This is a genomic window from Methylovorus sp. SPW-M1 (assembly GCF_053848825.1).
In genome coordinates this window covers 201,271-215,830 of the sequence record NZ_CM132626.1, presented here as the reverse complement: position 1 = coordinate 215,830, position 14,560 = coordinate 201,271, and the positions used below count along the sequence as shown (strand labels likewise).

Genomic DNA, 14,560 nt, shown 5'->3' with positions numbered 1-14,560 from the left:
ATTATTCGCTTGCAGTCAGTACAACCTGATCGCCGAAAAAGCCTGCCAGGTCGGTCGCGTCCAGCACTTGCTGCACTGTCTCGCTATGGCCGGTAATGCTTAATGTGGACCCGGTTTGCTGCGATCTCAGCTTGGCCGAGACCAGCAACTGCAAACCCGATGTATCAATTTCCGTGACATTGGTGAGGTCAAGTTCCAGCGTGTGGCACTGGGTGACCGGGGGCAGGAGGGCGGCGTGATATTCGGCTGCCTCGAAAATCGTCATTTCACCTTCAATGACGACATGGCCCATGGCTCCATTAATGTTGACAGTAATCGTCATGGCATCGCTTTCGTAAGTATCGAAGCCTGAGAAATGCTCAGGGCATGATGAGCTTGGAAACCGCCATGAGAAGCTGCGCAGGCTGGAATGGCTTGACCACCCAGGCCTTGGCGCCAGCAGCCTGGCCTTCCAGCTTTTTGCTTTCCCCGGCTTCGGTAGTCAGCATGATCACCGGTGTGAATTTGTAGGCAGGCAATTGCTTGACGGCTTTCACAAAGGTAATGCCATCCATATTCGGCATATTCACATCACTGACAATGAGGTGCACTTTCTGACCGGTAAGCTTGGACAAAGCGTCCTTGCCATCAGCACCTTCCAGCACGCTGTATCCCGCGCCTTCCAATGCCAGTCGAACCACTTGCCGCAGCGTCGTTGAGTCATCGACGATCATGACTGTTTTGGACATTTACTTCCCCTCTTTGAACATGGACTAAAAATGGGCTAAAAAAACGTGATTTCGTTATCCGCATCGTTATTCGGCAACGCGGCAACCGAAGCATGACCACTGTGGATATTGGTCTGCTCGGGCATGGTGTAACTGTTTTGCATGCGGCCCAGCCAGGATTGCGGATCAATATAAGCAGTGCCGGAAGCCACCTCCTGATGCAGCATGTTCAGCTGCTCGGACACATTGGCCAGAATCTGGCTTACCCGATCCTGGAACTGCAGCGATACCAGCACTTGCGCAATCTCGCCGCCGATATGCTTGCTCTCGCTGCGGGCAGTCTCGGCAGATGCCGTCAGCTCATCGGCCTGATGCTTGAACTTGCCGAGCACATCATTGATGGCGGTTTCGGCGTTTTGCACCATGAGCTGGTCGTTTTCGGAATACTGCTTGGACATGGCCAGGGTTTCGGCAATACCGCCATTTACGCTCTGCACCTTGTCGGCAATGTTTTTGCCCACACGGGCCGAGTTGCTTGAAAGCTTGCGCACTTCATCCGCCACCACGGCAAAGCCACGGCCCAGCTCACCGGCGTGGGCGGCTTCAATGGCGGCATTGATCGCCACCATATTGGTCTGCTTGGCGATCTGGCCCACGGTATTGGCCAGCTCTTGCAACTCGCGCGTCACATTGGCAAGTTGCTGTACGGTGTTGAGCAGGATCTTTTTTTCTTCGAGGGAATTGCGCAGGCTGGAGGTGATGTCGTTCAGTTGGGTCTGGCTGTCCCGTAGCAGGCTAACGATGCCATGTTCACTTTCATTGCCCTGCGAGGATTTGATGGCGTTGTTGATGCGCTGTGAGAGATTGGAGAAACGACTGACGAGCTGGCCGACCTCCTCCTCGGTATGCTGCCGGGCAAACTCCACCTGCCCCGACCATATTGGCAAAACGCTGTAGCAGAGATCTGAAAGCCCTACGATTTCAGACTGCCCAGCCTCCTGCATGCCATCTTGCATGGCGGTCATGCTGTTGTCGTTTCCACTCACAATTAAATCCTTATTTATCTGGCAGCATAAAAGCTGCTCTTATCGGATGACAGGATGCCACCCAGTCTTCATGTCAGGATTTTCCCCGTATCCAATATTTTCAATTTCTTGATAAGACTCAGGAAAAGAGTGCAGTTTGCGTGTTTGATGCAATTAGCCGACATTCCTCATGCATTGGATGAAGAGTCGGATATAACTTGCCCACGTCTTAAAAGGCATTACGGCAGCTAGGCCAGCTTTCTTTAATGATTCGTGAGGCCTGTTACAAAAAAATGATGCGGGTTCAGAAAAGACGGGGCATGCGTGCTGATGAGCTTGAGCCGAGCTTGAATGCCCGGCGATGGAAAAGCGCGGCTGACGACCACTCAGTGGCCGCCAAGCGCCTTGTAAAGATTGATCTTGTTGACGAGGCCGAGCTGCTTCAACTGCACCAGTTGCTGCTCAGACTCATACAGGCTGCGTTGCGTATCCAGTAGTTCGAGATAGTTAGCAACCCCGCGCTCATAACGGCGCGTCGCCAGGCGCAAGCGCTCGCGGTCCGCCTCGGCAATGCTGTCTTGCAGGGCAATCTCGTCTTCAATCTGGCGGCTGACCACCAGCACATCGGCGACTTCGCGAAATGCGGTCTGTATGGTTTTTTCATACTCGGCCACGGCCACATCCTTGCGCACCACGGCCAGATCGAGACTGGCCTGATTGCGACCGGCATTGAAAATCGGCAAGACCAGCTGCGGCGTGAAACTCCACACACGATCACTGCCGCCGCCAAACAGGCGCAGCAAATCGTCATTGATCAGCCCGGCACTGGCGGTGAGCTGAATACGCGGGAAAAACGCCGCCCTGGCAGCGCCGATATTGGCATTGGCCGCCAGCAGGCGATGCTCGGCCGCCCGGATATCCGCCCGCTGCTCCAGCAGTTGCGAGGGCAAGCCTGCCGCAACGGTTTCCATCTGCACATCATTGAGCGCTTTGGGTGGCAAGGCCTCTGCCGGAGCGCCATCGCCGACCAGAAGCTGCAAGGCGTTAATGGCCTGCGCCTGCTCACGCGCCAGCGCCGAGGCACTGGCTTCGGCTGTCTTGGCCTGAATCTCGGCGGTTTTAAGCTCTATGGCGTTATCCAGACCGCCTTCATAGCGCCGCTTGATTCGGCTGAGCGATGCCTGGCGCGATTTCAGCGTCTCCTGCGCGACGGTTAAGCGTTCGTTCAGGGCCAGCAGGTTTACATAAGCCGTTGCCAGCTCCGCCACCAGGCTGGTTTGCACGCTCTCGCGGGCATCCTGCGTGGATAAGAATTGCTCCAGCGCAGCTGCGGAGAGATTCTTTACCCGACCAAAAAAGTCGAGCTCGAAATCGGTGACATTCACCCCCGCCCGGTAGAAATCGGTATCAAACTTCTGTCCTTGCGTGAGTACGCTGCGGCTACGCTCATAGCCCAGCGTGCCATTGACCGTAGGCAGGCGATCGGCTTTCTGGATGCCATATTGCGCGCGCGCCTCTTCAATGCGCAGCACCGCCACGCGCAAATCCCGGTTGTGTTGCAGCGCCCGCTGAATCAGCGCCTGCAGCTCAGGATCAGGAAAATACTGCGCCCATTGCAAAGCATCGGCGCTGGCTTGCGCTTCGGTGGCGACCGGGAAGGAAGACGGCACAGGCAAGGCCGGCCGGGTATAGTCTGGCGCCAGCGAGCAGCCACCCACACACAGCCATGCCATACCGGCCATCCCCCAGGCTAAGGTAGTTCTCATACGGATGCGACGTCCTTGTCAGGCGGTGGCGAGCGTTTGATATAACGCCCGATCAATGCGAAGAAAAGCGGTACCAGGAAGATCGCCAGCACCGTGGCCGAAATAATACCGCCCAGCACACTGGTGCCGATGGCAGACTGCGCGCCCGAAGCGGCACCGGTAGCCAGTGCCAGCGGCAATACGCCCACGCCAAACGCCAGTGAGGTCATCACGATGGGGCGCAAGCGCTGGCGCGAGGCTTCAACGGTGGCATCGATGATATTCATGCCGCCCGCATACAGATCCTTGGCAAACTCCACAATCAGAATGGCGTTCTTGGCGGACAAGCCTATGGTGGCAATCAGGCCGACCTTGAAGTAAATATCATTCGGCATGTCGCGCAGGGTCACGCCGAGCAGGGCACCCAGCACGCCCAGTGGCACCACCAGTATCACGGATAGCGGGATCAGCCAGCTTTCGTACAAGGCGGCCAGCGCAAGGAACACGATCAGTATCGATACCCCGAACAGCATGCTGGCCTGACTGCCGGAGAGTTGTTCTTCATACGACTGCCCTGCCCATTGAAAGCCGATGCCCTTGCCCAGTTCCCGGCTCAGGCGTTCCATTTCGGCCATGGCTTCACCACTGCTGCGGCCCGGCGCCGCGCTGCCGTTGATGGTAAACGCTGGATAGCCATTAAAGCGTGTGAGCTGGGGCGCGCCCGTGGTCCAGCTCATGGTCACAAACGACGACAGCGCAACCAGCTCGCCCTGCGCATTTCTTACCCGCAGATTATTCAGATCATCCAGGCTCTGGCGACTATGGCCCTGGGCCTGCATGATCACGCGCCGGATCTGGTTGCCATAGACAAAATCACCGATGTAATTGGAGCCGAACATGGTGGCCAGCGTATCGTTGATGTCATCCATGCTCACGCCCAGCGCGCTTGCCTTGCGGCGGTCGATATCCAGCCGCACCAGCGGCGCATCCGGCAGACCGGCAAACATGAGGTTGGTGACCGCCTCGCTTTTGGCACCGTTGGCCAGCAGTTTGTCTCGCGCTGCCGCCAGCGCTTCCTTGCCGATATTGCCACGGTCCTGCAAGCGCAAATCAAAGCCGCCAGTGGAGCCAAGCTCGGGCAGCGGAGGCGCATTCAGGGCAAAAATGGTCCGGTTGGGCCGCCCGTAAAACCGCATGTTGACGCGGTCTACAATCGCCTTTACCTGCTGCTCAACCGCCGTGCGTTCTTTCCAGTCGCGCAATGTCACGAACAGCATGCCGCTGCTGGTGCCGGTACCGTAGATACTGAAACCACCGACTTCGAATACATATTCAATCGGCTCGTTCTTTTGCAGGTATTGGCTGATTTCGCTCAGCACGGCATCGGTTTCCGCCATGGTCGCCCCTTGCGGCAGCATGACCACCACCATGAAGTTGCCCTGGTCTTCATCCGGCAAAAATGCCGTGGGCAAGCGCACAAACAACAGCGCGACCACCGCTAGTATGCTGCCGTACACCACCATCCAGCGTATGGGCTTTTGCAGGATTTTTTTGGTGCGGCCCTGGTAATGATCGGTCAGCCAGGCAAAGCGGCGGTTAAACCAGCCGAAGAAGCCGCGACTGCCATGCGCATCGCCTGGGACAATCGGTTTCAGCAGAGTGGCGCAGAGCGCCGGTGTGAGCGACAGCGCCAGAAACGCCGAAAAGGCGATGGAGACTGATAGCGACAAGGAGAACTGCCGGTAGATATTGCCAACCGCACCGCTGAAAAATGCCATGGGGATAAACACCGACACCAGCACGACCGTAATGCCGACAATCGCCCCGCTGATCTGCGACATGGCCTTGACGGTAGCTTCGTATGGCGAGAGCCCCTCTTCTGCCATCAGGCGCTCGACGTTCTCCACCACCACAATCGCATCGTCCACCACGATACCAATCGCCAGCACCATGCCAAACATGGTCAACACATTGATGGAAAAGCCCAGCGCGTACATGACGCTGAAGGTGCCCATGAGCGCAATCGGCACCACCACGGTAGGAATCAGCGTGGCACGGAAATTCTGCATGAAGAGATACATCACCAGAAACACCAGCACGATGGCTTCCAGCAAGGTGTTGAGTACCTTTTCAATGGAGATGCTGACAAAGGCCGAGGTGTCGTACGAAATCTGGTAAGTCACGCCCGGCGGGAAATACGTCTGCAGTTCATCCAGCGCGGCGCGTATGCGCTTGACGGTGGCCACGGCATTGGAGCCCGGCGCCATCTTGATCGCCATGCCTGCGGCATTCTTGCCATTAACCTTGGATGAGAAGGAGTAATCGCTGCTGCCCAGCTCCACCTTGGCGAGGTCTTTGACCAGCAAGGCCGAGCCATCGGCATTGGTACGCAGTTGCACATTGCCAAAATCCTCCGGCGTGGCGAGCACGGCATCCGACTCAATGGAGGCGCTGATGGGGGAATTTTCCGGCACGCCATTGGCGCCTATCTGGCCCACGGTCACCCGTGCGTTGTAGCTGCGAATGGCCGAGGCAATATCCGCCGCTGTCACGTTTAGCGCCGCCATTTTCTTGGGGTCCGGCCAGATGCGCATCGCGTATTCCGGGCTGAAGGATTGCACCTTGCCCACGCCCTGCACGCGGCGCAGCGTCTGGATCACATTGGCCGAGGCTAGCTCGCCCAGGTCCACTTCGCTGGTTGAAGCATCATCCGCCGTCAAGGAGACAATCAGCTGAAAACTGTCCGCCGACTTTTCCACAGAAATGCCATTGCGGCGCACAATTTCCGGCAGTCGCACTTCGATGGTTTTCAGGCGATTCTGCACATCCACCGCGGCAAGGTCGGGATTCACCCCCTGCTTGAAGGTGAGGCTGAGGCCAGCCGAGCCCTGGCTGCTGGTGGCCGAGATGTACATCAGCCCCTGCACGCCGTTCATCTCGCGCTCGATCACCGAGGTGACGGTTTCTTCAACCACGCGTGCAGAAGCACCGGGGTAGCTCGCGCTGATATTCACCACGGGCGGCGCAATGTCCGGGTACTGGGCTATCGGCAGCCCGCGTATCGCCAGGATGCCGGAGAGGATGATCAGGAGGGCGATCACCCAGGCAAATACCGGGCGATCAATAAAAAATCTGGCCATATCGTTGCCTTGGGTTCTTTAAACGGCTTGCATCATGGATTCTGGGCTGCGGCAGGCGTGACTTTCACCTGCGCTCCCGGGGCCAGCGTGGCGACGTTGGTCGTGACGACGCGGTCACCCGGTTTCAGCCCTTTCACCACGACCCACTCCCGACCCTGCATGCCGCTGGTCTGCACTTCCACCGGCACTACCTTGTCATCCTTGTCCAGTGTCATTACCTGGGCAGCTTGGGCGGTTCTGATCAGCGCATCGCGCGGGATCAGAATGGCATGCGGATTCACCGCCTGGTCCAGCTTCACCTGCACATAGGCACCGGGGAAAAGCTCGCGGTCCGGATTATCAAACAGGGCACGCATGGCCACCGAATCCGTCGTGCTATTGACGGCAAGATCGGAGAAGTAGAGCTTGCCTTTGCGTGCGTACTCCGAGCCATCGGGCAGGATCAGGCGCACGGTAATCTGCCCCTGTTTCTTGCCTTGCACCTGCCCGGCACGCATCGCCCGTTGCAGCGCCATGACATCTGCCGCCGGTTGCGAGAAATTCACGTAGATCGGGTCGATCTGGTCTATGGTGGTCAGCGGGGTGGGGCTATCCTGCCCGACCAGGGCGCCTTCGGTGACCAAAGCGCGGCGGGCAATGCCATCAATCGGCGCCGTCACCCGTGCATATCCGAGGTCCAGATTGGCACGGTTGAGCCGGGCTTTGGCAGACAGCAGGGCCGCGCGCGCCGCCAGCTCTTCAGATGCAGCTACCTTGTAATCGCGCTGGCTCACCGACTGGTCACTGACCAGATCCTTGTAACGTTCCAGCTTGTCCACGGCATTGAGATGATTGGCTTCGGCCTGCGCCAGCGCGCCTGCTGCGTCCTCACGGGCGGCGGCCAGGAGTTCGGGGTTGATCAGAAACAGCGGCGTGCCTTTTTTGACTTCCTGACCTTCCTGATAAACCCGCTGGGTGACGATGCCCGCCACGCGGGCCCGTACTTCCGCCTGGCGGTAGGCTTCAAGGCGGCCGGGTATCTCGGCTTCCATGGTTACCGGGGTTTCGGTCACCTGGATGGCCTGCACTTCTATCGGGGCAGTGCCCGACGATGCGGCCTGATCACCGGAAGAGCAGGCGCTCATGAGCCCGAGGACGGACATCGCAGCCAGCAGCTTGCGCCACTCTCCTGAAAAAACACCCATAACTGATATTCCAACGGATAAAGAATGGGGCATGATAGCCCAGCCCCGATAATCAATCAATCGTGACTGATTAATTATCGGGTGTATACTAAGCGCTTCGATTCCTTCGAGTTAATGCCTTGGCACGCAAAACAAAAGAAGACTCCCAGCGCACCCGCGACCTGATCCTGGATGCCGCCGAACACGTAATCTACGAGCGTGGCATGAGCCTCACCACCATGGCCAATATTGCGGATGCGGCCAATGTGTCGCGCGGCGCAGTGTATGGACATTACAAAGGTAAAGTGGAACTGGCGATTGCCATGGCCGAGCGTGCCATCCATACCGCCCCTTCACTGGAGCGCGGCCCGGAAGAGCCCGCCCTGGTTTACCTTAAACGCTACTGCCTGCATGAAGTACATTCCTATATCGACGCCAGCTCGCTGCAGCGCGTGCTGTTCATTCTTTACGTGCGCATAGACGACACGCCGGAACTGGTGAGCATACGCGAGCGATGGGAACAAAAACGCGCCGCCGTCATTGCGCAGTGCCTGCAAGCCGCCATCCAGGAAGGCAGCCTCGCCGCCGATAGCGATGTCGCGCTTTATACGCTGTATGTGCAGGCGCAGATCGAAGGCATCTTCAGCATTCTTTTTTTCAATCACGACACCACGATAGACAAATGGGATATCGCCGAGCGCCTCTGTTCCATGGGGCTGGAACGGCTCACCCTCCCCGCAAGGCCCTAGCGCTTGCAGCGCGTGCATACGCTGCCACACCCATCAGTCCAGTAGCGCGAGAAACTGCTCCAGCGGCAAAGGCTTGCTGAACAGGTAGCCTTGCGCTTGCGGGCAACCCATCTTATGCAGGTAATCGGCCTGCTCCAGGGTTTCAACCCCTTCTGCCACCACGTTTTTATTCAGATTGCGGGCCAGGGAAACGATAGCCTGCACAATGAGCGCCCGTTCGGCGTTGTCCGTAATATCACTGGTAAACGAACGGTCGATTTTCAGCTCGCGCACCGGAAAGCGATGCAGATAACTCAGGGCAGAATACCCGGTGCCAAAATCATCAATCGAGATACACAAGCCCATGGCACTGAGGCTTTGCAGCATGCGCTGGATGTTGTCGGTATTTTCCAGCAGCAGGCTTTCGGTGATTTCGAGCTTGATCCAGTCCGTATGGCAGCCCGTCTCGGCAAGAATGGCTTGTATGGAAGACACCAGATCATTGTGCAGGAACTGACGCGTAGATAAATTGACCGCCACCGTCACCGGACGCGGGCGACCACGATTCAGCGCCACAGCCACCTGGCAGGCGGAACGCATGACCCATTCGCCTATCGGGATAATCAGCCCGGTCTCTTCGGCAATACCAATGAACTTGTCTGGCATGATGAGTTTGCCAGACTCATGCTGCCAGCGCAGCAAGGCCTCGGCACCAATGATCTCGCGTGTGGCAAGGTCGACCAGCGGCTGGTAGTGCAGCAGAAATTCCTCTTTTTTGAGGGCGAAGCGCAGGTTGGTTTCCACCTCACGCCGTTCGGCGGCTTTGATGGTGAGATCTGCCGAGTAAAACTGGAAATTGTTGCGCCCCAGGTGCTTGGCGTGAAACAGCGCAGAGTCGGCATATTTGAGCAGATCATCCACGGCATGACTGTCCGACGGGTAAGCCGCAATGCCCAGGCTGGCGGTGACAAACACATCATGACCATCCACCACAAAAGGTTGGTCAAAGGCCTGCAGCACCTTGTCGGCGACGCGGGTGATGTTTTCCGGCACGCGCATTTCGGAGACCAGAATACCGAACTCATCCCCACCGAGACGCGCCACCGTGTCGTAAGGGCGCACGCATTTTTCCAGGCGGTTGGCCACTTCACACAGCAGCACATCGCCCAGGGTATGACCCAGGGTATCGTTGATTTCCTTGAAGCGATCCAGATCCAGCATGATGAGGCCAAACGGATAGGCATGGCGCTCGGCTTCGGCGATGGTCTGTTCGACACGGTCGATGAGCAAGGCCCGGTTGGGCAGCTTGGTCAGGGTGTCGAAATAGGCCAGATGATGTATGCGTTCCTGATACTCGTAGGTCTCGGTGACATCCTGCCCCATGCCGATCACGGCGATGGGCAGGCCGCTGGCATCCAGCTCGGCGGCCAGCCAGATATGGATGATCCTGCTGTTGCCATCGGGTGCATGCCAGTGCAAGTCCATGGCCGCTGAGCGCCCACTCTTGAACACCTCTTTGACCACCTGCTCATAGCCATAGGCAGAATCGCCCCCGGGAAATTCACTTGGCGTTTTGCCCAGCAAGACATCTTCGGCAACCCCGTAAAGGTTAGCGGTTTTCTGGTTCACAAAAGTACGTCGGCATGCGGTGTCAAACCGCACTATCAGATTGGGGGAATTTTCGATCAGGGAGTGGTATTCGCGTTCGCGGCGTATGGCATCGGTCACATCACGCGCATAGCCCAGGGTGCCTTCGATGTTGCCGTCAATCACCAGGCGGGACTTGTAAGATTCAATCCAGATATCCTTGCCATCGGCGGTCCGCAAGCGGTTTACCGTGCCTACCGGCAGCTCGCTCTCCATGGCTTGCCTGTCGCCCTCGACATATTCCTGGGCCAGCTCCGGATCAAAAAAATCAAAATCCGTTTTGCCTTCCAGTTCATGCGGAGAGGACACACCGGCAACGCGGGCGTACTCCGTGTTGGCTGCCAACAGACGACTTTTCGTGTCTTTCAGCCAGACCATGAAAGGAAAGTTATCCAGCAAGGTGCGCAGATATTTTTCTCTAGCCGTTATTTTTTCTTGCGCACTATCCAGCATCAAGAACCCTTTTGAGCAAATACACAGCAATAAAAGAGGACAGTCCTGTGATGAAAATCACAAAATTTTTAGCAATGTAATACGTTATAGGACATTTAGTGAACAACTTTTATGAGGTCGCTGCGCAAATATGTCAGCCCTGGTTATTACGCAGGATAAGGTCCTGTGGCTGAACAGCCTGATTTCATGCATTTCTCCGGGATTAAGTCCCCGAGCCACGTTTTCTGATCCCTGAGTTTGGTGTATGGCGATCAGGCAAGGGGATTACTGACAGGGATCCGGACGATCCTGTGCGGGGGTGATCCAGAGATAATCGTATTGCCCGCGCAAGCCATCGAGCCGGGCCATCTGTTCGGCGTTATCTTTCACAAAGCCGACCACGCGCACGCGGCGTTCCGGCAACAGTGCATGGAAGATCACGGGTATTCCATAATCGCGCCGCACATGGTTATTGCCCGCCACCAGCACTGCCATGCCAGAGCCCGCATCGCGCAAGGCACTGAACATGGCCGCATCGCGCGCGCGTTGCGCCAGCTGCATGGCAGGCAAATGCTCGGGCTTGAGCTGGCCACAATGACCATCCAGCAGATCCTGGTTCAGCGTCGCTGCCGCCGTCGCGGATAAGGGAGCCTGCTGGAGGATGCCGGCCAGCGGAGCTGGCAAAGCGGACGCGCCCTGACGCGCCACATTCCTGACTTGTTCCGGCGCAAGATTGCCGCCCACGAGTGGCAATCCGGCCTCGCGAACCGCGGCAAACAGGCTCTCATGCGCAGGCCACTGCCAGCTATTGGCATTGAATCCGGCACGCTCCAGATCCGCCAGCAGCGGTCCTTGCCACTGCACACGCTGGCCGGATTGCAGATGTTCGGCGACCACGTAGGCACCAGGCCCATCCAACCGCGCTTTGAGTTGTTTCAGCAGTTCGCCACGTCGTTGATGGTGCAACGCATTGTCATGGACTTCGCCCAGCAACAGCACATCCTGCTTTGCGAGATCATCGACCAGCGCTTGCGCCGAAACCACCTGCCCGGTTGCCAGGTTGATAATGCGCTCGGCCGCCACGGCAGGCGCCGCGATCAATGTGCCCATCACCAGCCAGCCCCATACAAGCCCACGTTGCCACATCACCTATCTCCTTGTTTCCACCGATATTCACCCTGACGCACACTATGCCGTATGGTTCAGCCAGGGCAATGCACGCAGAAGTTATGCAGGCCGCCGGCATGGAACCGGCCATGGACGCCACACACAAAATAAGCTGACAACATAAGCAGCCCGCATAGATGGCGCAACAGGAGAATCTCATGGATCAGGAAATAGCTGGCAAGCTGGATGACATCAATACCACGCTAAAACATATTCATCGGCAAATGCTGTGGGTGTTCTGGCTGGTTGCCGTGTTTGCACTGCTGTACTTCGGGCTGCTCATATACCTGCTGGCCTGAGCTGGTGCCACGCCAACGTGATGGATCAGCCATCCCCCATAACCACAACAACGAGAGCCCATCATGACTGCATTACCGATTCCCGACGAACAAGCCGCGCTGGCTGCCTTGCTGCGCCAGCAACAAGCCGAAGGAGGAACCGAATCGCTATCCACCGAAACGCTGGGGCAGTACATCTGCTTTTGCAAACTGCGCGGGTTTTGCGCGGACAAGAGCGCGGAGAGCTGTCTGCGCGAGCGCAATCTCTATCAGGCGTTTGTTGACGCCGGGCGTTGAGCAAGGCTTGAAAGGGTAGTCAGGAATTACTCAGACGCCACAATGCATTCCACCAGCCGCCCGACCAGGGGCGCCACCAGCAAAATCGCCAGAAAAACCACAGGCCATGCGGTGCAGAAGGCATGCCACCACTCCTGCATGAAACCGGCATGCCAGCCCCAATGCCGCAGTGTGAGCGTGCCGGAAACCAGCATGACACTGAAAGCGGACATCACCGCGGCAAACACAATCGGCCGAAAACGGCGCGGTATTTTCCAGGACATGAGCTACCTCTTAAGCAATATCAAAAGCACATGAAAAAACATGGGCTCAGGAGCGTGCCCGAGCCCATGCTGCTCAGCAGAATTACTGACGCACGGCTTGCAGGTAGCGCGCGGCAGGCTGTTTGTGCGAAAGATTGGGGCGCAGATGATTGCGCGCATCCACCAGGCGCGTCCAGTCGGCCGCTTCGGGCAGGGAAGGAATAGTCACCACTTCGCCCAGATCAAGTCCGACCAGCGCTGCATCGACCATGGTTTCTGCTGGCATGACAATCTCTTGTGGCAGATGGTTGACGGAGAAACCGGCACGATCCCACAACTCGGTATGTGTGGCGCCTGGCAATACTGCCTGCACACGCACACCCTTGCCAGACAACTCGTGATGCATGGATTCGCTGAGATTCAATACATATGCCTTGCTGCCGCTGTAGCTGCCATTCAGCATGTCCGGCGCCAGCGCCACAATGGAGGCGATATTGATGATGGTGCCATTGCCGCGCTTGACGAAGCTGGTGGCAGCCGCCGCGGCCAGATGTGTCAGCGCCGTGATATTGAGCGAAATCATGGTGTCGATCTGATCCAGATTGGAATCCAGCAGCGAGGTCACCGCTGCAGTACCGGCATTATTCACCAGCACGCTGATGTCGCTATCGGCGAGCAGCTTTTGCTTTACCTGCTCAAGGTCCTGCTTGCGTGTCAGGTCAGCGCCCAGGATTTCTACATGGCGACCAGTGGCAGCGTGCAATTTGTCGGCCAGCGCTTGCAGACGGGTGGTATCGCGCGCCACCAGCACCAGATCGTAACCGCGCCTGGCCAGGCGATCTGCATACACAGCGCCGATGCCGGAAGATGAGCCAGTAATGAGAGCCTTGCCTTGAGTAGATGTCGCCATGTGTTTCTCCTTGATGAATAAATTTAAGTGGGTGTTTAAACAAGCAATTGACGAGAGTCAGTATATGCACGTAAGCTATGGCTTAAATGTCATTTAACCCACTTTTTAAGACATCATGATGCGTATCGGATTTGTCGTGTTCCCCGGCTTTCAGATTCTGGATCTGGCGGCCATGACCGTATTTGAAATGGCCAACGTGGTCAGTCACCAGCCGGTATATGAACTGCATCTGCTATCCGAACACGGTGGCGCCGTGACCAGTTCGGCCGGGGTTGCCGTACACACGGAGGCCTTCGATCAGCAGGCATACGATAGCGTCATCATGATGGGCAGCATCGGTATCCATACCCCCAGCCCGGGCCTGCTCGGCTTTCTGCAACAGGCACACATCGCCAGCCGTCGCATTGCCAGCATATGTACCGGCGCGTTCATCCTGGCTGAAGCAGGCCTGCTGGACGGGCTGCGCGCCAGCACGCACTGGCGCCACGCGCGTGAATTGCAGCGCCGCTATCCCAAGATCAAGGTGGAAGAAGACCGTATCTTCATTCGCGAGGGCAAGGTATGGACCTCGGCAGGCATGACGGCCTGCATTGATTTATCGCTGGCCCTGGTGGAAGCCGATATCGGGCTGGATGCTTCGCGCACGATTGCCCAGCGCATGGTGGTCTACCACCGGCGCACCGGCGGCCAATCGCAGTTCTCGGCACTGCTGACGCTGGAACCCAAGTCCGACCGCATCCAGACTGCGCTGACGTATGCCCGCAGCAACCTGCACAAACCTTTGTCCGTGGAAGACCTGGCCGATGTTGCCCACCTGAGCCCGCGCCAGTTCAGCCGGGCTTTCCGTGCCGAGACCGGGCAATCACCCGCCAAAGCCATTGAAAACCTGCGCGTGGAAGCGGCCAAATCCATGATAGAAACCGCGCGGCACCCGATTGACGTAGTGGCGCGGGAAACCGGTTTTGCCGACCCCGAGCGCATGCGCCGGGCCTTCATCCGCACCCTGGGGCATCCACCTCAGGCCATCAAGCGCATGGCCCGCATGCAAACACATTAAGCGCAGGCCTCTCCTTATCCGC

General features: G+C 57.6%; 14 protein-coding genes. 4 read left to right on the top strand and 10 right to left on the bottom strand.

Annotated elements, in window-relative coordinates:
• Position 1: 1 nt before the first annotated feature.
• The 6 genes from ACWWD9_RS00985 to ACWWD9_RS00960 form a co-directional block, all read right to left on the bottom strand.
• Positions 2–322: an STAS domain-containing protein gene (locus ACWWD9_RS00985; protein WP_015831167.1), complete on the bottom strand. Its 321-nt coding sequence runs from the start codon at positions 320–322 to the stop codon at positions 2–4.
• A 37-nt stretch (positions 323–359) separates the two neighbouring features.
• Entirely contained in the window at positions 360–728 is a 369-nt protein-coding gene (locus tag ACWWD9_RS00980) for a response regulator (RefSeq protein ID WP_013443418.1), read from the bottom strand.
• A gap of 35 nt (positions 729–763) precedes the next feature.
• Entirely contained in the window at positions 764–1,753 is a 990-nt protein-coding gene (locus ACWWD9_RS00975; RefSeq protein WP_013443419.1) for a methyl-accepting chemotaxis protein, read from the bottom strand.
• 365 nt (positions 1,754–2,118) lie between these two features.
• Positions 2,119–3,498: an efflux transporter outer membrane subunit gene (locus ACWWD9_RS00970; protein WP_455867435.1), complete on the bottom strand. Its 1,380-nt coding sequence runs from the start codon at positions 3,496–3,498 to the stop codon at positions 2,119–2,121.
• Entirely contained in the window at positions 3,495–6,617 is a 3,123-nt protein-coding gene (locus ACWWD9_RS00965; RefSeq protein WP_455867434.1) for a multidrug efflux RND transporter permease subunit, read from the bottom strand. The genes ACWWD9_RS00970 and ACWWD9_RS00965 overlap by 4 nt, the downstream gene beginning before the upstream one ends.
• A 32-nt stretch (positions 6,618–6,649) precedes the next feature.
• A complete protein-coding gene (locus ACWWD9_RS00960) occupies positions 6,650–7,801 on the bottom strand; it encodes a MexX/AxyX family multidrug efflux RND transporter periplasmic adaptor subunit (RefSeq protein WP_455867433.1) in 1,152 nt (383 codons plus the stop codon).
• Between the two features lie 119 nt (positions 7,802–7,920).
• Between ACWWD9_RS00960 and ACWWD9_RS00955 the strand changes: the two genes are divergently transcribed.
• Positions 7,921–8,529, top strand: a complete 609-nt coding sequence (locus tag ACWWD9_RS00955) for a TetR family transcriptional regulator (RefSeq protein ID WP_015831171.1) — start codon at positions 7,921–7,923, stop codon at positions 8,527–8,529.
• A gap of 33 nt (positions 8,530–8,562) precedes the next feature.
• Here ACWWD9_RS00955 and ACWWD9_RS00950 read toward each other — a convergent pair whose 3' ends face one another.
• A complete protein-coding gene (locus ACWWD9_RS00950) occupies positions 8,563–10,608 on the bottom strand; it encodes a sensor domain-containing protein (RefSeq protein ID WP_455867432.1) in 2,046 nt (681 codons plus the stop codon).
• A gap of 264 nt (positions 10,609–10,872) precedes the next feature.
• A complete protein-coding gene (locus ACWWD9_RS00945) occupies positions 10,873–11,733 on the bottom strand; it encodes a ChaN family lipoprotein (protein WP_455868123.1) in 861 nt (286 codons plus the stop codon).
• A gap of 179 nt (positions 11,734–11,912) precedes the next feature.
• Here ACWWD9_RS00945 and ACWWD9_RS00940 point away from each other — a divergent pair, with 179 nt between their 5' ends.
• Positions 11,913–12,053: a hypothetical protein gene (locus ACWWD9_RS00940; protein ID WP_455867431.1), complete on the top strand. Its 141-nt coding sequence runs from the start codon at positions 11,913–11,915 to the stop codon at positions 12,051–12,053.
• A 63-nt stretch (positions 12,054–12,116) separates the two neighbouring features.
• A complete protein-coding gene (locus ACWWD9_RS00935) occupies positions 12,117–12,329 on the top strand; it encodes a hypothetical protein (protein WP_013443426.1) in 213 nt (70 codons plus the stop codon).
• Positions 12,330–12,355: 26 nt separating this feature from the next.
• Here ACWWD9_RS00935 and ACWWD9_RS00930 read toward each other — a convergent pair whose 3' ends face one another.
• Positions 12,356–12,592: a DUF2798 domain-containing protein gene (locus ACWWD9_RS00930; RefSeq protein ID WP_013443427.1), complete on the bottom strand. Its 237-nt coding sequence runs from the start codon at positions 12,590–12,592 to the stop codon at positions 12,356–12,358.
• An 82-nt stretch (positions 12,593–12,674) separates the two neighbouring features.
• Complete coding sequence (locus tag ACWWD9_RS00925; RefSeq protein ID WP_013443428.1) at positions 12,675–13,481, bottom strand: SDR family NAD(P)-dependent oxidoreductase; 807 nt, start codon at positions 13,479–13,481, stop codon at positions 12,675–12,677.
• Positions 13,482–13,596: 115 nt separating this feature from the next.
• Between ACWWD9_RS00925 and ACWWD9_RS00920 the strand changes: the two genes are divergently transcribed.
• Positions 13,597–14,538: a GlxA family transcriptional regulator gene (locus ACWWD9_RS00920; RefSeq protein WP_455867430.1), complete on the top strand. Its 942-nt coding sequence runs from the start codon at positions 13,597–13,599 to the stop codon at positions 14,536–14,538.
• Positions 14,539–14,560: the final 22 nt, after the last annotated feature.